Below are 16,731 nucleotides of genomic sequence, written 5' to 3'. Positions count from 1 at the left end.
CGCCGTGCTGGCGCATGCTGGTGGCCAGTTCGGTGACGAGGGCGGCGGGGTTCTCGTAGACGATGGTGGGGAAGTTGACCGAGCCGGTGGAGAGCGAGGCCATGTCGGGGCGGTGGACGAGGGAGAGGCCGCGGGCGGCGGGGTCGCGGCCGCGTCCGCCGGTGGAGAACTGGACGATCATGCCGGGGCAGTGCTTGCGCACGCCCTCCTGCACGGCGGCGAAGCGGCCGGGGTCGGAGGAGGGGGTCTCGTCGTCGTTGCGCACGTGGATGTGCACCAGGGTGGCGCCGGCCTCGTAGGCCTGGTGGGTGGACTCGATCTGCTCGGCGACGTGGATCGGCACGGCGGGGTTGTCGCTCTTGCGCGGCACCGAGCCGGTGATCGCGACCGCGATGACGACGGGGTTCTGATTGGCGGCGCTCATCTCGCGTCCCTCCCGGATCGTTGCTTCAGACGTCGAAGAAGACGGTTTCCTGCGGCCCCTGGAGCCGGATGTCGAGCACGTAGGTCGGCACGTCCCGCTCCTCGCGCCGGGCGAGCAGCGTCTCGCGGCGCGAGCGCTGCTCGATCAGGTTGAGGACCGGATCGGCGGCGTTCGCGTCGGCCTCGTCCGCGAAGTAGAGGCGGGTCTGCAGCCCGATGTTGATGCCGCGGGCGGCGATCCAGAGACTGATGTGGGGTGCCATCGGCCGGTGGCCCTTGCGGCCGTCCACCGGGCCGGGCTTGATCGTCTCGAACTGCCAGATCCCGGTCTCGAAATCGGAGCCGGTGCGGCCCCACCCCCGGAAACTCTCGTCGATGGGCTTGGCCTGCTGGCGGTCGGCGGGGTGGTTGTAGCGGCCGGCGGCGTTGGCCTGCCAGATCTCCACCAGCACGTCGCGCACCGGCTCGTCGGCGCCGTCGAAGACGCGCCCTTCGATGCGGATGCGCTCGCCCCTGGTGGCGGGCGTGACCAGGACGTTCGAGAAGGTGGTCTCGAAGATGTCGAAGCCGGCCTGATGCGGGATCAGGCCGATATGCACGTAGGGACCGGCGGTCTGCGAGGCGGTCTCGCGCAGGCGGTCGGGCAGCGGCTGGACCATACTCAGTTCCCCTGAAGCTTGTTCTCGAACAGCGTCTGCTGGCGCCCGCGCAGCACGATGTCGAAGCGGTAGGCCAGCATGTCGAGGGGCAGAGCGGCGGCGAGGTCGAGGGGGGCGATCAGCCGCTCGGCCGCCGCGCGGTCCGGGATGCCGAGCACCATCGGGTCGCGCCAGATCAGCGGATCGCCCTCGAAGTACATCTGGGTGATCAGGCGCTGGGCGAAGCCGGAGCCGAACACCGAGAAGTGGATGTGCGCCGGGCGCCACGAATTGAGGAAGTTGCGCCACGGATAGGGGCCGGGCTTGATGGTGCGGAAGTAATAGTAGCCCTGGGCGTCCGTGAGCGCCCGGCCGCAGCCGCCGAAATTGGGGTCGATGGGCGCGAGGTAGCGGTCGTTGCGGTGGCGGTAGCGCCCGCCCGCATTGGCCTGCCAGAACTCCACCAGCGTGTGCGGCACGCCGCGGCCGTTCTCGTCGCGCACGAGGCCGTGCACGAGGATGCGCTCGCCGATCGGCTCGCCGTCCCGCGCGTAGTTGCGGATCAGGTCGTTGTCGAGCGGCCCGAGTTCTCCGTGGCCGAAGACCGGCCCGGTGACCTCCGAGAGGGAGGATTGCAGCGAGATCAACGCCCGGTGGGGAGAGCGCAGCACGCTGGTCTTGTAATCCGGCGTGAGCGGCGGCGGGTGCAGGCCGCGGTCGCGCTGCAGGAATTCGCGATCCAGGGCCTCGCCTTGCGAGACGTCACGGTCGGGTTCGCTCACGTCGGAATCTCCCGGGTCAGGCGAGCCGCGCCGGGTCGGGCGTGCGCCCGCCGCTCAGGGCCGCGAGGTAGTCGGAGAGGGGGCCGACCGCCGAGAGCGTGGCGGCGGCCTCCAGCAGGTCGGGGGCGAGCGCGTCGCGACAGGCTTCGGTGAGCCGGGCGCTCGGGCCGGCGATACTGACGTTGCCGATGGCCCGCCCGCTGCCGGGATGGACGATGTTGGCCGCCATCGCCGCCATCCCGACCGCGTTGGTCTCGTGGACCCAGGCGTAGCCGCGCGCCCGCGCGGCCTGGATCAGGTCGAGCACGGCCGGGATCGAGCGCGGCGCGTTGGGACCGGCGGTGCCGGGCGGGCGCAGGCCCTGGCGCAGCACGAGGTGGAGCGCCTCCTCGTCGGACAGGCTCGCCAGCCAGACGATGCCGGTCGAGGTGGTGGAGAGCGTCGCCTCCGTGCCCATGTCGGCGTCGTAGCGCAGGCCCGAGCGCGCGCCCTGCGCCTTCGCCACCCAGACGAGCCGGGGATAATCCACCACCGCGAGGCGCACGAGTTCGCCGCTGCGATCGGCGAGCCGGTTCAGCACGGATTGCGACACGTCCACCACGCCCGAATTGGCGAGGTGCTTGAGGCCGAGCGTCGCGAAGCGCGTGGTCAGAAGGTAGCGGCCGGTCTCGGCGTCCTGCGTGACATAGGCGTAGGAGACGAGTTCGGCGAGGAGCCGGTGGGCGCCGCTCTTGGGGATGCCGAGCATGTCGGCGATGGTCTGGAGCGGCAGGCCGCGGGCATGCCCGGCGAGCAGTTCCACCAGATCCAGTGCCCGCCGCAGCAATCCGCCAGCCATCTCGCCCTTAAATCCGGAACGCTGTTCCGGATTTGAACGAGGTTCTTCGGTGTGTCAACCACGCCCCGTCCGCTGGCCGGACTGTCCCCCCGCCTCATGCGCCAACGAAAAGAGCCCGCGCAGCGGGATCGCTGGCGGGCTCAATTCTGGCTTGCTGCCGTGATCGGGGCGCCCGCCATAGGAACGTCATACGCCGGGCGGGTAAAGAAAGCCTCCTGTTGTGTCCCCGATGCACAGCCAGGGCACGTCGACCCATTCAGACGCGCGGGCTTGCTGCGCTGCAACAGCCGAGGACTGGCGCGGCCGGGCCGCTCAGGCGCCGAGACCGGCGGCCAGGAACTCGTCCTTATCGCGGCCCTTCAGCGGAACCGGCGCGCCCTTCGGCACCGAACCGGCCGGAACCAGGGCCAGCGAAGCGTTGATGACGGCGACGACGAGGCCGAGGAGAAGGAGAACGGTCATCGGGGCACCCCTGTTGTGCGATGCAGCGAATATGGCACTGCACAATGAAATTTGGTATGCCAGACGCCATCATGGCGGCTATGCAGTATCCGCATGCCGCAAGGGGCGTGCTGGCGTGCGCCACGGCACATCGTTCTGCCCCAAATCGATGCCAGGGTGTGTCCCGGCCGGTTCAGTCGGTCGCATGGAGATCACCGCGCCCCGATGGTTAACGCCCTGTTAACCAAGGGAAGATCTGCTCAGGATCCGGGGCCATGTCAGTGTCGAGACAAGTCATGTCGGAATCGTCCCTCTTCCTCAATCTTGCCGGATCGATGATCGTCGTGGCGATCGCCGGTCACGGCATCAGGCTCGCCCTCGACGCGTGGGTTCGCCACGCGCTTGCCGGCCCCCGGGACGAGACCGGGACCGAATAGACCGCACCTCGGCGGGATCGCGGAAACCCGCCCGGTTAACGCTTCGTTGGCTGCTCCCGCCGAGTATGCGACGGCGCCACGCCGCCGGAGCACACGACGCAGAATGGGACAGAGCCGGTTCAGGGCGGGTGATGCCTTCTCGAGCGTCCAGGACACCGAGTCCCTCGTCGCGCATCTCAGGCGCCTCGTGCAGCACCGCGCTTACGACCGGTCCCTGATCGTCAGCGAGGTGCTGCGGCGGCTCCTGGCCCCCGGCATCGGGGGACCGCCGAGCCCGGACGACCTGCGTGCGCGTCTCGCCGCAGCCTGCTCCGATCCGAAGCTGCGCGACTACATCACCCGCAACGTCGCGCTGGAACTGGACGCGGCCCATGCCCGCTCGGTCGAACGCGCCCGCGGCTGAGGCCGGACCAGACGCGGCGACTCTCGTCGGGTTGCGCGCCCGTCCTGCGCAAGCCCCGGTGATCGGTCGCGCGGCCAAGCCGAGCGCGGTCGGACCGGCGACCGCGCCGTCGTGGTCTAATCCCCGCCTCCCATCTCGCCGGCCCGGCGCAGCAGCACGTCGATCAGCCGGTTGAGCGTCGCCTCCTCGCCCGGACGAAAATCCGCCGTCAGGCTGCGGGCATAGGCGAGGGCCAGCGGCACGATCTCGCGGTAGACCGCCTCGCCGTCGGGCGTCAGCACCAGGAACGCCTCGCGCAGGTCCTGCGGATTTGGCTCGCGCCGGATCAGCCCGCGGCCTTCCAGGGCCGCCGCGGCCCGGCTCACCTTCACCTTGCCCATATGGGCGTGGAGCCCGATCGCCGTGGCGGTCATGGAGCGGAACTCGCCCACCGTGGCGAGCACGCGCCATTCGGGAATGCCGAGGCGAAAGCGCGTCGCGTAGAGCCGCGCCAGCCCCTCGCTCACCGCCGCGGCCGCCACGTTCAGGCGATAGGGCAGGAACCCGGCGAGCGTCAGGGTGGCGTCGCCCGGTGCCGGCGCGGCGCTTGACTTCGGTTTCAAGTGCAACTAACCCCGCCGATATGGTTACAGGTGAAACTATCTCGGCGGAAGCGGGAGGGCAACCATGACCGTGCAGACTCCGATCGCGTTCGGCGCACCGGCCACGGGCGCGGGCCTCGCGCCGGGCTACATGTCCGGCTTCGGCAACGGCTTTGAGACCGAGGCATTGCCCGGGGCGCTGCCGGTCGGCCGCAACTCGCCGCAGAAATGCCCCTACGGCCTCTATGCCGAGCAGCTCTCCGGCTCGCCCTTCACGGCGCCGCGCACCACCAACGAGCGCTCCTGGCTCTACCGCATCCGCCCCACCGTCTCGCACTGGAACGCCTTCGCGAAGATCGACGCCCGCCTGTGGCGGACCGCGCCGGCCGCGGAGGTCGAGATGGCGCCCGCGCCCCTGCGCTGGGACCCGCTGCCGATCCCCTCGACGCCGCTCAGCTTCGTGGAGGGCATCCACACCATGACCACGGCGGGCGACGCGGGCAGCCAAGCCGGCATGGGGGCGCATCTCTACCTCGCCACCCGCTCGATGCAGGACGAGTACTTCTACGACGCCGACGGCGAGCTGCTCGTGGTGCCGCAGGAGGGGCGGCTTCGCTTCTGCACCGAGTTCGGGGTGATCGAGGTCGAGCCCGGCGAGATCTGCGTGATCCCGCGGGGGGTGAAGATCCGCGTCGAGCTGCCGGGCGGGCCGGCCCGGGGCTACGTCTGCGAGAATTACGGCGGCGCCTTCACGCTGCCCGAGCGCGGGCCGATCGGGGCCAACTGCATGGCCAACCAGCGCGACTTCCTCACGCCGGTCGCCGCCTACGAGGACCGCGAGGCCCCCTCGCGCCTGATCGTGAAATGGGGCGGCAGCCTGTGGGCGGCCGACATCCCGCGCTCGCCCCTCGACGTGGTGGCATGGCACGGCAACTACGCGCCCTACAAGTACGACCTGCGCCGGTACTCGCCGGTCGGGCCGATCCTGTTCGATCACGCCGACCCGTCGATCTTCACGGTGCTGACCTCACCCTCCGAGACGCCCGGCACCGCCAACATCGACTTCGTGCTCTTCTCCGACCGCTGGCTGGTGGCGGAGAACACCTTCCGGCCGCCGTGGTACCACATGAACGTGATGAGCGAGTTCATGGGGCTGGTCTACGGGGTCTACGACGCCAAGACCGGGGGCGGCTTCCAGCCGGGCGGCTGCTCGCTGCACAACATGATGCTGCCGCACGGGCCGGACGTGGACGCGTTCGAGAAGGCGTCAAATGCGGAGCTCCAGCCGCACCGGCTGCAGGGCACGCTGGCCTTCATGTTCGAGACGCGCTTTCCCCAGAAGGTCAGCCGCTTCGCCGCCGAGACAGCGGCGCTGCAGCGCCGTTACGGCGATTACGGCAAGGCGCTCGCCCGCCACTTCGACCCAGCCCGGCCGGAGGCGCGGTGATGGCGGGGCTCGATCACACCCACGATCCGGGCCTGCGCTCCTGGGTGCCCGGGGCCGACGGCCACGCGGATTTCCCGATCCAGAACCTGGCCTTCGGGGTCGTGGCGCCGAGCGGCGAGGGGCCGCGGGCCGGCGTCGCGATCGGCGCGTTCGTCCTCGACCTGCCGGGTGCCCTCGCGGCCGGATTGGTCGAGGGCGAGGCGGGCCGCGCGGTCGCGGCGATGCGGGAGCCCGCCCTCAACGGCTTCCTGGCGCTCGGTGCCGGTCCGCGGCGGGCGCTGCGGCTGCGGCTGGTCGAGCTGCTGCGCGAGGGCGCGCCGGAGCGCGGCGCCGTCGAGCCCCTGCTGCATCCGGCGGCCTCCTGCACGCCGCACCTGCCGGCCCGGATCGGCGACTACACGGATTTCTACGCCGGTCTCCACCATGCCACTTCGGTCGGGCGCCTCTTCCGGCCCGACGAGCCGCTCCTGGCGAACTACAAGCACGTGCCGATCGGCTATCACGGCCGCGCCTCCTCGGTGATCCCCTCGGGGCAGCCGGTGCGCCGGCCGAACGGCCAGACCAAGCCGAGGGACGCCACGGCGCCCCTGTTCGGCCCGAGCCGGCGCCTCGACTACGAACTCGAACTCGGGATCTGGATCGGTCCCGGCAACGCGCTCGGCGAGCCGATCCCGATCGGGCGGGCGGGCGAGCACGTGGCCGGGTTCTGCCTGCTCAACGACTGGTCGGCGCGGGACGTGCAGGCCTGGGAGTACCAGCCGCTCGGCCCCTTCCTCGCCAAGAGCTTCGCCACCACCCTCTCGCCCTGGATCGTCACGCCCGAGGCGCTGGCCCCCTTCCGCACCGCGCCGGCGCCCCGGCCCGAGGGGGACCCGCAGCCGCTGCCCTACCTCGACGACCCGCGCGACCGGGAGGAGGGGGCGCTGGCGATCGACCTCGACGTCGTCCTCACCACTCCCGCCCTGCGGGAGCGCGGCCTGCCGCCCCACCGCCTCGCGCGCTCGGATGCGCGGCATCTCTACTGGACCGCGGCGCAGCTCGTCGCCCACCACGCCAGCGGCGGCTGCAACCTGCGGCCGGGCGACCTGTTCGGCACCGGGACGATCTCGGGGCCCGACCGCGCGCAGGCGGGCTCGCTCCTGGAGGCCACCGAGGGCGGCCGGATCCCGATCCGGCTCGACACCGGCGAGGAGCGGCGCTTCCTCGAGGACGGCGACGAGGTGATCCTGTCCGCACGCTGCCGGCGGGAGGGCTTCGCCCCGATCGGCTTCGGCGAGTGCCGGGCCGTGATCCTGCCGGCGCTCTGATCCGTCATGGCCTGGCATCCCGTCGCCGAGACCGCCGACTTCGCGCAGAGCCCCGTGATCGGGCGCGACTGCGCCGGCCGCCGGCTCGCACTCTACTGCCTCGCCGGCCGCTACTACGCCACCGCCGACACCTGCACGCATGCGGGCGCGCGCCTCTCCGAGGGCGAGGTGGTGGAGGGCTTCATCGAATGCCCGGCCCATTACGGGCTGTTCGAGATCGCCACCGGCACGGCGCAGGGGGCACCGGTCTGCCGCGATCTCGCCACCTATCCGGTGCGGGTCGCGGGCAGCCGGATCGAGGTCGAGATCCTGGACTGAGCGCGGCGGGTCAGGGGGGCGCGGCCGTGCCGTGCTCCAGGCCGCGCAGCGGCAGCGGCGCGCCGCTCTTGAGCGTGTCGAGCACGATCGAGGAGCGCACGCTCGCGACGCTCTCGTGCGCCAGGAGCGCGCCGTTGACCACCGCCGACAGGGCGGTCAGGTCCGGGACGATCATCTTCAGCAGGTAGTCGCTGTCGCCCGTGAGCGCGTGGGCTTCGAGCACGCAGTCGAGGCCGCGCACGAGCTGCGCGAAGCGCCGCGAATTGTCGCCGCTGTGCGTGGCGAGCGTCACCCGGGTGAAGACCGTCACCCCGAGCCCCAGCAGGGCCGGGTCGAGGTCGGCCCGGTAGCCGCGGACCACCCCCTGCTCCTCCAGACGGATGCGGCGGCGCGAGCACTGGCTCGCCGAGAGGTTCACGCGGTCGGCCAGCTCCTGGTTGCCGAGGCGCCCATCCGCCTGCAGGGCCGCGAGGATCTTGAGGTCGAACCCGTCGAGCGTGATCGAACCCGTCATCCCCGGCCCCTCCGATGCACGATTCGCGCGCGAGACGCCCCGCAGAGGCGCCACTTTGCACGCCCATCGCATCATGGGCGTGCTGTCCTGGCCCGCGTCAACAGGAGGACGCGATGGGCCCCTATCCCCACGATGCACCCGCGCCGCGGATCGGCGAGGCGAACCCGATGGGCACCGACGGTTTCGAGTTCGTGGAATACGCCCATCCCGACCCTCAGGCGCTGCACGACCTCTTCCGGGCGATGGGGTTCACGGCAGTGGCGCGCCACCGCACCAAGGTGATCACGGTCTACCGCCAGGGCGACGTGAACTACCTCGTCAACGAGGAGCCCGGCACGCACGGCCACCGCTTCGTCGCGGCCCACGGCCCCTGCGCGCCCGCGATGGCCTTCCGGGTGGTCGATGCCCGCCACGCCTTCGCGCGCGCCGTCGAGCTCGGCGCCGAGCCGGCCGATCCGGCGGACGGGGACAAGACCCTCGACGTCCCGGCGATCAAGGGCATCGGCGGCTCGCTCCTGTACTTCGTGGACCGCTACGGGCCGAAGGGCTCGCCCTACGAGGCCGAGTTCGACTGGCTCGCCGAGCGCGATCCGCGCCCCGAGGGCCTCGGCCTGTTCTACCTCGACCACCTGACCCACAACGTGCACCGCGGCCGCATGCAGGTCTGGGCGGGCTTCTACGAGCGGCTCTTCAACTTCCGGCAGATCCGCTACTTCGACATCGAGGGCAAGCTCACCGGACTGTTCTCGAAGGCGCTGACCTCGCCCGACGGCAAGATCCGCATCCCGATCAACGAATCGGCCGATGAGAAGAGCCAGATCGAGGAGTACCTGCACGCCTATAACGGCGAGGGCATCCAGCACATCGCCTGCGGCTGCCGCGACATCTACGCGACGATCGAGGCGCTGCGGGCGCGCGGGGTCGCCTTCATGCCCTCACCGCCCTCGGTCTACTACCGGCGCGTCGACCGGCGGCTGCCCGGGCACGGCGAGCCGCTGGACCGGATGGAGCGCAACGGCATCCTCATCGACGGCGAGGGCGTGGTGGAGGGCGGGCTGACCAAGATCCTGCTGCAGCTCTTCTCGGCCAACGCGATCGGGCCGATCTTCTTCGAGTTCATCCAGCGCAAGGGCGACGACGGCTTCGGCGAGGGCAACTTCAAGGCCCTGTTCGAGTCGATCGAGGAGGACCAGATCCGCCGCGGCGTGCTTGCGCCGCGGCCGGAGGAGGCCGCCTGATCGGCCATCCGCTGCTCGCACCGGAGCGGGGGACGGAACCGGCGCGGGCGGGTCGAGAGAGCGCGGACGCTCTCGTCCTCGACGACCTTTAGGCGGCCGTCCGCGCCTGAGGAGCCGGAGGCCCGCGCGACGCGAAGCGCGCGGCCGTCTCCGGTCATGCGCCGCCGATGCCCCAGCGCACCCGGCCCTGCCGCAGCGGCCGCCTTCCGGGCTGCATCTCCGGCTTCTGCCCGCCGGAGATGCACGTGACCATCATCGGCTGGTGTTGCCCGCAACGATGCGGCTGGTATTGCCCGCAACAATGCCTGCGCCATGATCCGAGATCAGCTTGGGACTGCCGCGGAAGAAGGTATTCGAGAACCAGCTGCTGACAGCGCCCCAACTGAAATTGAAACCGGCACCTCCGACCACCGCATCGAGCTGGCCTTCGTCCAGCTCTTCCTCGCGGCTCTCGACAGGAACGAAGCGATATCCGCTCTCGCTCTTCTCGACTGTGAGCGAGAACGGCAGCTTCACGCCGAATTCACTCATGATGGCGTGATGAGGATCGGCCAGCATCGCATTACGAAAAGCTTCATCGTCGTTGAACTTCTCTGCGAATTTTTCCTGCTGCTGCGCGTCCATGTTTCCACCCTCCGATCTGCAACGCTGCTGGTCTAGGCCGCCGGGCTCCCGCAATGATGTGCGAAGTCACACTCAATTGTGCACACTCACTCGTCAAGTCAGTAGTCCGACAGGCAAAGACGTGTCGCGGCGCGGCCGGACCGCCGGGATTGTGACCCCGGCCGGATCGACAGCGTCAGCAAGGTGTCTGACTCCATCTCGTGCCTCGGATGTCGGCAGGTCGTCTCCGATCCTGTCCCCGATGATGGCAGCGAAGCGCAGGGGGATCCGGGACGCCGGTGCGCCGCCCGCGCGACGCGATCGGACGGGGTCCGATGGACCGACGCTTCAGGCCGCGCGGTGCGGCAGGGCCTCCGGCGCCCCTGCCACGCGCACTTGGTTGCGGCCCTGGCGCTTGGCCTCGTAGAGGGCCGCATCGGCGGCCGCGAACCAGTCATCGGCGGTGGCCCCGGCGGGCAGGCGGCCCACATGCATCGCCCCGATGCTGACCGTGACCACGCCGCCCGCTTGCCCAGTACCTTGCCCTGTTCCCTGCCCGGCATGCGGGATGGCCTTCCCGGCGATCGCCCGCCGGATCCGCTCCGCGTAGGCCGCCATGCCGGCCTCATCCGTGTCCTTGAGGATCACCGCGAACTCCTCGCCCCCGATCCGGCAGGCGAGGTCGCCGGTCCGTGCCGCCAGCCGCTGCAGCACGCGGCCGATGGTCTTCAGCACATGGTCGCCGGCCAAGTGCCCGTAGATGTCGTTGTAGCGCTTGAACTGATCGGCATCGAGCAGCAGCAGCGCGGCGCCCGGATGCCGGTTCTGCTGGGCGCTCGCCATCGCCGCGTCGAAGCGGCGGCGGTTGGGCAGGCCGGTGAGCCCGTCGGTCTCGGCGAGGCGGGCGAGCTCCCGGCTCGCCGCAAGGGCCGCCGTCTCGGCCTCCCGGCGGCGTTCGAGTTCGCGCCGCAGCCACAGCGTCAGGCCGGCCACGCCCGCGCACATCACCAGCACGGTGAGGCTCATCAGCCAGGCCTTCGGCCGCCACACCGCATCGATCGCCGCCACCGGATAGCCCACGCTGATCCGCAGCGGACGGCGGCCCACCCGCATGTAGGTCTGCAGGTACGTGGTGCCGCCCGCCACCGCGGTGACTTGGCCGGCCTCCTCGCCGACGATGCGCGCGATGAGGGCCGCGTCCGTCCGGTCCAGGGTCGGTGCGGCCGGCACCCGGACCAGCGGGGTGCCGTCGTCGAGCAGGAGCGTGATCGCGAGGCCGGGATCGACGGCGAGGCGCGCGAACGTGCTCTCGAAGTATTCCACCTCGATCGCGCCGACGACGGCCCCGGCGAAGGTGTCGTCCGCATAGGCGAGACGGCGGCTCAGGGGGATCACCACCTTGCCGCTCATGGCCGAGGTCAGCGGACGCCCGATGTAGAGTCCGACGTCGGGCGAGCGCGCATGGACCTGGAAATAGGCGCGATCCGAGGCGTTCAGGCGTCGCGGCACCACGGACTGCGAATCGATGTAGGCCTGCCCGCGCTCGTCGAGCACCAACATCGCGCCGAAGCCGTTGCCGCTCGCGGCGCGGTCGAACAGGACGAGCTGGCGGATCTCCGGGCTCAGCGCCTCCAGATCCGGATTGCGCAGGCCCTCGGTCACGGCCTGCAGCGAGAGCCCGTAGAGTTCGATGTCGCGGTCGAGGGTCCGCTCGACGCTGCGCAGCAGGCTCTCGGAGGTGCGCCGCGCGTGGCTCCACGCATGGTCCCGCATGTTGAGGATGAGGCCGGTCGCGAGCGCGCAGAGCGCCACGGTTACGGCCGCGCTGAGCCCGATCAGGACGCGCGCCAGCTGCTTCAGGCGATGCGGGTGGTCCCGTGGCGTGGCGTCGCGTGGCATCCTGGGGTCGGCCCGGCCTCTCACGCCGACCGTAGGGCCCATTTCCTAAGCTGCCGTTGCGTGTCCGGGGATGCCGCCGCCCCGGGGCATTCAGGCCTGTTCAGGCCTGCTGCGGCGGAGGCGGCCTCTCCTGCGACAGCATCCGGGCGACGTGGCGCAGCTTGTCGGGGTTGCGCACGACGTAGATGGCCCGGATGCGGCCCTCCTCCAGCGCCAGCGCGGTCGTCTGCAGCACCTCGCCGCGGTCGAGGCTGGCGAAGCCCGGCAGCCCGTCGATCAGCATCGGCCGCAGCAGGCGCGCGGGAGGGGCGCCGCGCTTGCGCCTCAGGCCCGCGAAGAGCCGCAGCACCCGCGCGAGGCCGGTGATCGGGTTGCGGAAGGCGATCACCCGGCCGCCGCCGTCCGAATGCAGCACCACGTCCTGCGCCAGCATCGCCCCGAGGGCCTGCGTGTCCCCGTCCCGCGAGGCTGCGAAGAAGGCCTGTGCGATCCGCTCGGCCTCCCCGTGCGCCACCGCGTAGCGCGGGCGGGCCTCCCGCACGTGCCGGCGCGCCCGCACGGCGAGCTGGCGCACCGCCGCGGCGTCCCGGTCGAGGGTGCGGGCCACCTCCGACAGCGCGATCCCGAAGACGTCGTGCAGCAGGAACGCCGCCCGTTCGAGGGGAGAGAGGCGTTCGAGCGCCAGCATCAGGGTGAGCGTGAGGTCGTCCTCGGGCTCCGCCTCGGCGGTGCCGACGAGCGGCTCGGGCAGCCACGCGCCCACATAGGTCTCGCGCCGGGCCCGCGCCGACTTCAGGCGGTCGAGGCACAGCCGCGTGACGATGCGCGTCAGGAAGGCGGCGGGGATGTCCACCGCCTGACGGTCCGTGCCCTGCCAGCGCAGCCACGCATCCTGCACCACGTCCTCCGCCTCGGCGACCGAGCCGGTCATGCGGTAGGCGAGGCGCAGCAGCCGGGGCCGCTGCGCCTCGAACACCGCCGTGGCCGCGTCAGCCCCCGGCACGGGACGCCTCCGCCGGATGGACGGCCCGGAACCCGACCTGGAGGCGGTTCCAGACGTTGATCGCGCCGATCAGCAGGGTGAGCTGAACCTGTTCGGCCTCGCTGAAGTGCCGCGCCACCTCCGCGTAGTCGGCATCCGGGGCGCCGGTCTCGGCGAGGCGGGTGAGCGCCTCGGTCCAGGCCAGCGCCGCGCGCTCGCGGGCGCTGTAGAGCGTCGACTCGCGCCACGCGCTCAGGAGGTAGAGGCGGGTCTCGGTCTCGCCGTGCGCGCGGGCGTCGGTGGTGTGCATATGGATGCAGTAGGCGCAGCCGTTGATCTGCGAGGCCCGCAGCTTCACGAGTTCCGTCAGCCCGTGCTCCAGCGGCCCCGACCGGATGCTGGCCTCCAGCGCCATCATGGCGCGGATGCCTTCGGGGGCAAGCTCGTAGGGTTTATGCAGGCGAGGGGTCATGGGTCGTCTCCCGCGAGCGTCGTGCCCGCTCGCGAGCCTGACGAGGCGGGCCGGGCTCGGTGTGACATGCCCGGTGACGCGGCGGCGCGAAAAAACGCGCCGTCGCGGTCGCCGCGATATAGTTGCCTAGGCAACGAGATTGTGTCAGGTTGCGGCTCAAGCCTGGGCCGCGACCCAGCGCGGAGGAAGCGATGCACGAGGCGTGGTCATGAGCGGCCCCGGCGGAATCGTGATTGTCGGAGCCGGCCAGGGCGGGTTCCAAGTGGCGGCGTCGCTGCGCGAGGGCGGCTACGCGGGGTCGATCCTGCTGCTGGGCGACGAGCCGGTGCCCCCCTACCAGCGGCCCCCGCTCTCCAAGGCCTATCTCACCGGCAAGACGGATGCGGTCGGCCTGCAGCTGCGGCCCGAGAGCTTCTACGCCGACCATCGGATCGCGGTGCGCAGGGACGCCCCGGTCGTGGCGATCGAGCGAGAGGCGCGACGCGTGCGCCTGGCAGGCGGGGAGGCGATCCCGTACGATCACCTCGTCCTCGCCACCGGCTCGCGCAACCGGCCGCTGCCGGTGCCGGGCGCGGACCTCGCGGGCGTGCTGCAGCTGCGCACGCTGGCGGAGGCCGACGCGATCCGCGCGCGGCTCGCCGAGATCCGCCGCGTCGTGGTGGTGGGAGCGGGCTTCATCGGGCTCGAATTCGCCGCCGTGGCGGCCGCGCGCGCCATCGCCGTCACGGTGCTGGAGGCGACCGACCGGCCGATGGCGCGGGCGCTCTCGCGGCCGATGTCGGCCTTCTTCCGGGCCGCCCACGAGGCTGCCGGCATCAGCTTCGCGTTCGGGGCCGGCGTGGTGCGCATCCTCGGGGAGGACGGCCGCGCGACCGGCGTCGAGACCGCGGACGGGACGGTCGTGCCCGCCGACCTCGTCCTCGTGGGCATCGGCGTCGTGCCGAATGCCGAACTCGCCGCCGCGGCGGGCCTGGCCGTGGACAACGGCATCGTGGTGGATTCCCAGCTCCTGACCGCGGACCCGGCGATCTCGGCCATCGGCGACTGCGCGGCCTATCCGAGCCCCTTCGCCGAGGGAGCGCCGACCCGCATCGAGGCGGTGCAGAACGCGGTCGATCACGCCCGCTGCGTTGCCGCCCGCCTCAATGGCCGGCCGGCCGCCTACACGGCCGTGCCGTGGTTCTGGAGCGACCAGGGACCGCTGAAGCTGCAGATCGCCGGGCTCGCCGTGCCGCACGACGAGACCGTGACCCGGGGCGACCCGGGGAGCGGCGCCTTCTCGGTGTTCTGCTACCGCGGCGGGCACCTCGCGGGCGTCGAATCGGTGAACAAGCCCGCCGACCACATGGTGGCGCGCCGCCTGCTCGCCGGTCGCATCCCCCTCGCGCCCCAGGAGGCGGCCGACCCCGCCATCGACCTGAAGGCGCGGCTCGGTGCCGCCTGAGTGCCGCCGATGGCCCGCCTCGGCATCCTAGGCCGACAGGGCCGCCGCTGCGGCGGCGACGGCCGCTCAGCCCTCGGGAGGCGCCTTCGTGACGGCCGGGAGATGGGCGTGCAGGCGGTTGAGAAGGCGGATCAGCGTCGCCTGCTGCTCGGCGTCGAGGCAGGCGAGCAGGCGCCGCTCCCGCTCCAGCGCCACCACGATGATGCGGTCGTGCAGCGCCTCGCCGGCCGGCGTCAGACGGATCAGGCGGCGGCGCGCATCGTCCGGATCCTCCGCGCTCACCACGAGGCCGCGGCGCTCCATGGCGGCGAGCGTCCGGCTCACCGGACCCTTGTCGAAGCCGATGACGTGGCAGATGCGGGCGGCCGGGATGCCAGGTTCGAGGGCCAGCAGCGAGAGGATCCGCCACTCGGTCACGTTCACGCCGAAGCGGCGCTGGTAGGTGGTGTTGGCGCTGCGCGACAGCTTGTTGGCCACGAAGGTCAGGAGCGCCGGCACGTAGCGGTCGAGGTCGAGGCGCGGCGCCTCGCCGGCCGCCGGACTCCGCTCCGCCCGTCCCTTCGCCATCCGTGCCTCGGACCGTCATGCCTCGGCCCGGTATGGCGCAACCGGCGCGGGCCGTCGACCCGCCGAACCGCGCTCACCCGGGAGGAGCACCCATGACGCCGAGTCCACGCGCGCCCGAGCCGACCTCCGGCCTGCCCCCGCCCGCGTCGGGCCTGTCGCCCTCCGGCGCGCCGGCCCTGGACGTCGATCCGTTCTCGACGGAGTTCTTCGAGGACCCGCACCGCATCCACGAGGCGCTGCGGGAGGCCGGGCCGGTGGTCTGGCTGTCGCGCTGGAGCGTCCACGCGGTGGCCCGCTACGCCGAGGTGCACGCGGTCCTCAACGATCCCGCCACCTTCTGCTCCGGCCGCGGCGTGGGCCTGAGCGACTTCGCCCGCGAGACGCCGTGGCGGCCCAAGAGCCTGATCCTCGAGGCCGATCCGCCCGAGCACGGCCGCACCCGCGCGGTGCTGGCCCGCGTGCTCTCCCCGGGGGTGATGAAGACCCTGCGCGAGCGCTTCCGGGTCGCCGCCGAGGCGCTGACCGAGGATCTCCTCGCCCGCCGCTCCTTCGATGCCGTCTCCGACCTCGCCGAAGCCTTTCCCCTCTCGGTCTTTCCCGACGCGGTCGGGCTGCAGCGCGAGGGACGCGAGCACCTGCTGCCCTATGCGGGTCTCGCCTTCAACGCCTTCGGCCCGCCGAACGAGCTGCGTCGGCGCGCCCTGGAGACCGCCGCGCCGCACGTGGATTGGGTGATGGCGCAGTGCCAGCGCCAGAACCTCGCACCCGGCGGCTTCGGTGCCGCGATCCACGAGGCGGCCGACCGCGGCGAGATCACCCACGACGAGGCGCCGCTCCTCGTGCGCTCCCTGCTCACCGCCGGGCTCGACACCACGGTGAACGGCATCGGCGCGGCGATCTACTGCCTCGCGCGCTTCCCCGAGGCCTTCGCGCGGCTGCGCGGGAAGCCGGCCCTGGCGCGGGCGGCCTTCGAGGAGGCGGTGCGCTTCGAGAGCCCGGTGCAGACCTTCTTCCGCACCACGACGCGCGACGTCGAGATCGGCGGCGTGACGATCCCGGACGGCGCGAAGGTCCTGATGTTCCTGGGCGCCGCCAACCGGGATCCGCGCCGCTGGCAGGACCCGGCGCGCTACGACCCGGAGCGCCAGACGGTGGGCCATGTGGGCTTCGGCTCCGGCATCCACATGTGCGTCGGCCAGCTCCTCGCGCGCCTCGAAGGCGAGGTGATGCTGGGCGCGCTCGCCGCCCGGGTCGGCGCGATCGCCATCACCGGGCCGGTCGTGCGCCGCTACAACAACACGCTGCGCGGCCTGGAGCGGCTGCCCGTGACCCTCACGCCGGCTTGAACCCGGTGCCGGCTTGAAGCCGGTGCCGGCCTGAAGCCGGGGCCGGCCCCT

Annotated in this window: 20 protein-coding genes; 8 read left to right on the top strand and 12 right to left on the bottom strand. The window is 71.7% G+C overall.

Features of this window, described 5'->3' with window-relative positions:
• From MFF61_RS01150 to MFF61_RS01130, 5 genes are all read right to left on the bottom strand, one after another.
• On the bottom strand, positions 1-424 hold a 424-nt coding region (locus tag MFF61_RS01150; protein WP_238233273.1), incomplete at its 3' end, for a beta-keto acid cleavage family enzyme.
• Between the two features lie 25 nt (positions 425-449).
• Entirely contained in the window at positions 450-1,082 is a 633-nt protein-coding gene (gene pcaG / locus MFF61_RS01145; protein ID WP_238233272.1) for a protocatechuate 3,4-dioxygenase subunit alpha, read from the bottom strand.
• Between the two features lie 2 nt (positions 1,083-1,084).
• Positions 1,085-1,843, bottom strand: coding sequence for a protocatechuate 3,4-dioxygenase subunit beta (pcaH, locus tag MFF61_RS01140; RefSeq protein WP_238233271.1), 759 nt, complete (start codon positions 1,841-1,843; stop codon positions 1,085-1,087).
• Between the two features lie 16 nt (positions 1,844-1,859).
• Complete coding sequence (locus MFF61_RS01135; RefSeq protein WP_238233270.1) at positions 1,860-2,681, bottom strand: IclR family transcriptional regulator; 822 nt, start codon at positions 2,679-2,681, stop codon at positions 1,860-1,862.
• A 312-nt stretch (positions 2,682-2,993) separates the two neighbouring features.
• Positions 2,994-3,143 (bottom strand): hypothetical protein, encoded by a 150-nt coding sequence (locus MFF61_RS01130; RefSeq protein WP_238233269.1) that lies wholly within the window; start codon positions 3,141-3,143, stop codon positions 2,994-2,996.
• Between the two features lie 275 nt (positions 3,144-3,418).
• Between MFF61_RS01130 and MFF61_RS01125 the strand changes: the two genes are divergently transcribed.
• Both MFF61_RS01125 and MFF61_RS01120 read left to right on the top strand, forming a co-directional pair.
• Positions 3,419-3,559 (top strand): hypothetical protein, encoded by a 141-nt coding sequence (locus tag MFF61_RS01125; RefSeq protein ID WP_238233268.1) that lies wholly within the window; start codon positions 3,419-3,421, stop codon positions 3,557-3,559.
• A gap of 103 nt (positions 3,560-3,662) precedes the next feature.
• Positions 3,663-3,962: a hypothetical protein gene (locus tag MFF61_RS01120; protein WP_238233267.1), complete on the top strand. Its 300-nt coding sequence runs from the start codon at positions 3,663-3,665 to the stop codon at positions 3,960-3,962.
• Positions 3,963-4,078: 116 nt separating this feature from the next.
• On the opposite strand, the gene MFF61_RS01115 is transcribed toward MFF61_RS01120, so the two are convergent.
• Positions 4,079-4,564 (bottom strand): MarR family winged helix-turn-helix transcriptional regulator, encoded by a 486-nt coding sequence (locus MFF61_RS01115; RefSeq protein WP_238233266.1) that lies wholly within the window; start codon positions 4,562-4,564, stop codon positions 4,079-4,081.
• A gap of 64 nt (positions 4,565-4,628) precedes the next feature.
• Here MFF61_RS01115 and hmgA point away from each other — a divergent pair, with 64 nt between their 5' ends.
• The 3 genes from hmgA to MFF61_RS01100 are packed head-to-tail and all read left to right on the top strand — an operon-like array spanning position 4,629 to position 7,615.
• A complete protein-coding gene (hmgA, locus tag MFF61_RS01110; protein WP_238233265.1) occupies positions 4,629-5,990 on the top strand; it encodes a homogentisate 1,2-dioxygenase in 1,362 nt (453 codons plus the stop codon).
• Positions 5,990-7,297, top strand: a complete 1,308-nt coding sequence (gene fahA / locus MFF61_RS01105) for a fumarylacetoacetase (RefSeq protein WP_238233264.1) — start codon at positions 5,990-5,992, stop codon at positions 7,295-7,297. Before hmgA ends, fahA begins: the two co-directional genes overlap by 1 nt.
• A 6-nt stretch (positions 7,298-7,303) precedes the next feature.
• Entirely contained in the window at positions 7,304-7,615 is a 312-nt protein-coding gene (locus tag MFF61_RS01100; RefSeq protein ID WP_238233263.1) for a non-heme iron oxygenase ferredoxin subunit, read from the top strand.
• Between the two features lie 10 nt (positions 7,616-7,625).
• Here MFF61_RS01100 and MFF61_RS01095 read toward each other — a convergent pair whose 3' ends face one another.
• A complete protein-coding gene (locus tag MFF61_RS01095) occupies positions 7,626-8,129 on the bottom strand; it encodes an Lrp/AsnC family transcriptional regulator (protein WP_238233262.1) in 504 nt (167 codons plus the stop codon).
• A 113-nt stretch (positions 8,130-8,242) separates the two neighbouring features.
• On the opposite strand from MFF61_RS01095, the gene hppD reads away from it, so the two are divergent.
• Complete coding sequence (gene hppD / locus MFF61_RS01090; RefSeq protein WP_238233261.1) at positions 8,243-9,367, top strand: 4-hydroxyphenylpyruvate dioxygenase; 1,125 nt, start codon at positions 8,243-8,245, stop codon at positions 9,365-9,367.
• Positions 9,368-9,619: 252 nt separating this feature from the next.
• On the opposite strand, the gene MFF61_RS01085 is transcribed toward hppD, so the two are convergent.
• The 4 genes from MFF61_RS01085 to MFF61_RS01070 all read right to left on the bottom strand — a co-directional run bounded on the left by MFF61_RS01085 (position 9,620) and on the right by MFF61_RS01070 (position 13,323).
• The gene (locus MFF61_RS01085; protein WP_238233260.1) at positions 9,620-9,991 is read right to left on the bottom strand and encodes a hypothetical protein; all 372 of its coding nucleotides are present in this window, start codon (positions 9,989-9,991) and stop codon (positions 9,620-9,622) included.
• Between the two features lie 327 nt (positions 9,992-10,318).
• Entirely contained in the window at positions 10,319-11,869 is a 1,551-nt protein-coding gene (locus MFF61_RS01080; protein WP_238233259.1) for a sensor domain-containing diguanylate cyclase, read from the bottom strand.
• A gap of 100 nt (positions 11,870-11,969) precedes the next feature.
• Entirely contained in the window at positions 11,970-12,872 is a 903-nt protein-coding gene (locus MFF61_RS01075) for a sigma-70 family RNA polymerase sigma factor (RefSeq protein WP_238233258.1), read from the bottom strand.
• Positions 12,859-13,323: a carboxymuconolactone decarboxylase family protein gene (locus tag MFF61_RS01070; RefSeq protein ID WP_238233257.1), complete on the bottom strand. Its 465-nt coding sequence runs from the start codon at positions 13,321-13,323 to the stop codon at positions 12,859-12,861. The genes MFF61_RS01075 and MFF61_RS01070 overlap by 14 nt, the downstream gene beginning before the upstream one ends.
• A 208-nt stretch (positions 13,324-13,531) precedes the next feature.
• Here MFF61_RS01070 and MFF61_RS01065 point away from each other — a divergent pair, with 208 nt between their 5' ends.
• Complete coding sequence (locus MFF61_RS01065; RefSeq protein WP_238233256.1) at positions 13,532-14,767, top strand: NAD(P)/FAD-dependent oxidoreductase; 1,236 nt, start codon at positions 13,532-13,534, stop codon at positions 14,765-14,767.
• Positions 14,768-14,833: 66 nt separating this feature from the next.
• Here MFF61_RS01065 and MFF61_RS01060 read toward each other — a convergent pair whose 3' ends face one another.
• Positions 14,834-15,334: a MarR family winged helix-turn-helix transcriptional regulator gene (locus MFF61_RS01060; RefSeq protein WP_238233255.1), complete on the bottom strand. Its 501-nt coding sequence runs from the start codon at positions 15,332-15,334 to the stop codon at positions 14,834-14,836.
• Between the two features lie 92 nt (positions 15,335-15,426).
• Between MFF61_RS01060 and MFF61_RS01055 the strand changes: the two genes are divergently transcribed.
• Positions 15,427-16,680, top strand: coding sequence for a cytochrome P450 (locus MFF61_RS01055; RefSeq protein ID WP_238233254.1), 1,254 nt, complete (start codon positions 15,427-15,429; stop codon positions 16,678-16,680).
• The last annotated feature ends 51 nt before the right edge of the window (positions 16,681-16,731 follow it).

Origin of the sequence: Methylobacterium isbiliense, assembly GCF_022179325.1 — a bacterium.
Lineage (GTDB): Bacteria > Pseudomonadota > Alphaproteobacteria > Rhizobiales > Beijerinckiaceae > Methylobacterium > Methylobacterium isbiliense.
The sequence above is the reverse complement of the archived record's forward strand: the minus strand, read 5'-3'. Positions and strand labels throughout refer to the sequence as shown.

What these genes read in the sequence shown, in the direction of transcription:
- pcaG (WP_238233272.1), bottom strand. Translation starts at nt 1,082, where the DNA reads ATGGTCCAGCCGCTGCCCGACCGCCTGCGCGAGACCGCCTCGCAGACC.
- MFF61_RS01135 (WP_238233270.1), bottom strand. Translation starts at nt 2,681, where the DNA reads ATGGCTGGCGGATTGCTGCGGCGGGCACTGGATCTGGTGGAACTGCTC.
- MFF61_RS01130 (WP_238233269.1), bottom strand. Translation starts at nt 3,143, where the DNA reads ATGACCGTTCTCCTTCTCCTCGGCCTCGTCGTCGCCGTCATCAACGCT.
- MFF61_RS01125 (WP_238233268.1), top strand. Translation starts at nt 3,419, where the DNA reads ATGTCGGAATCGTCCCTCTTCCTCAATCTTGCCGGATCGATGATCGTC.
- MFF61_RS01120 (WP_238233267.1), top strand. Translation starts at nt 3,663, where the DNA reads ATGGGACAGAGCCGGTTCAGGGCGGGTGATGCCTTCTCGAGCGTCCAG.
- hmgA (WP_238233265.1), top strand. Translation starts at nt 4,629, where the DNA reads ATGACCGTGCAGACTCCGATCGCGTTCGGCGCACCGGCCACGGGCGCG.
- fahA (WP_238233264.1), top strand. Translation starts at nt 5,990, where the DNA reads ATGGCGGGGCTCGATCACACCCACGATCCGGGCCTGCGCTCCTGGGTG.
- MFF61_RS01100 (WP_238233263.1), top strand. Translation starts at nt 7,304, where the DNA reads ATGGCCTGGCATCCCGTCGCCGAGACCGCCGACTTCGCGCAGAGCCCC.
- MFF61_RS01095 (WP_238233262.1), bottom strand. Translation starts at nt 8,129, where the DNA reads ATGACGGGTTCGATCACGCTCGACGGGTTCGACCTCAAGATCCTCGCG.
- hppD (WP_238233261.1), top strand. Translation starts at nt 8,243, where the DNA reads ATGGGCCCCTATCCCCACGATGCACCCGCGCCGCGGATCGGCGAGGCG.
- MFF61_RS01085 (WP_238233260.1), bottom strand. Translation starts at nt 9,991, where the DNA reads ATGGACGCGCAGCAGCAGGAAAAATTCGCAGAGAAGTTCAACGACGAT.
- MFF61_RS01080 (WP_238233259.1), bottom strand. Translation starts at nt 11,869, where the DNA reads ATGCCACGCGACGCCACGCCACGGGACCACCCGCATCGCCTGAAGCAG.
- MFF61_RS01070 (WP_238233257.1), bottom strand. Translation starts at nt 13,323, where the DNA reads ATGACCCCTCGCCTGCATAAACCCTACGAGCTTGCCCCCGAAGGCATC.
- MFF61_RS01065 (WP_238233256.1), top strand. Translation starts at nt 13,532, where the DNA reads ATGAGCGGCCCCGGCGGAATCGTGATTGTCGGAGCCGGCCAGGGCGGG.
- MFF61_RS01060 (WP_238233255.1), bottom strand. Translation starts at nt 15,334, where the DNA reads ATGGCGAAGGGACGGGCGGAGCGGAGTCCGGCGGCCGGCGAGGCGCCG.
- MFF61_RS01055 (WP_238233254.1), top strand. Translation starts at nt 15,427, where the DNA reads ATGACGCCGAGTCCACGCGCGCCCGAGCCGACCTCCGGCCTGCCCCCG.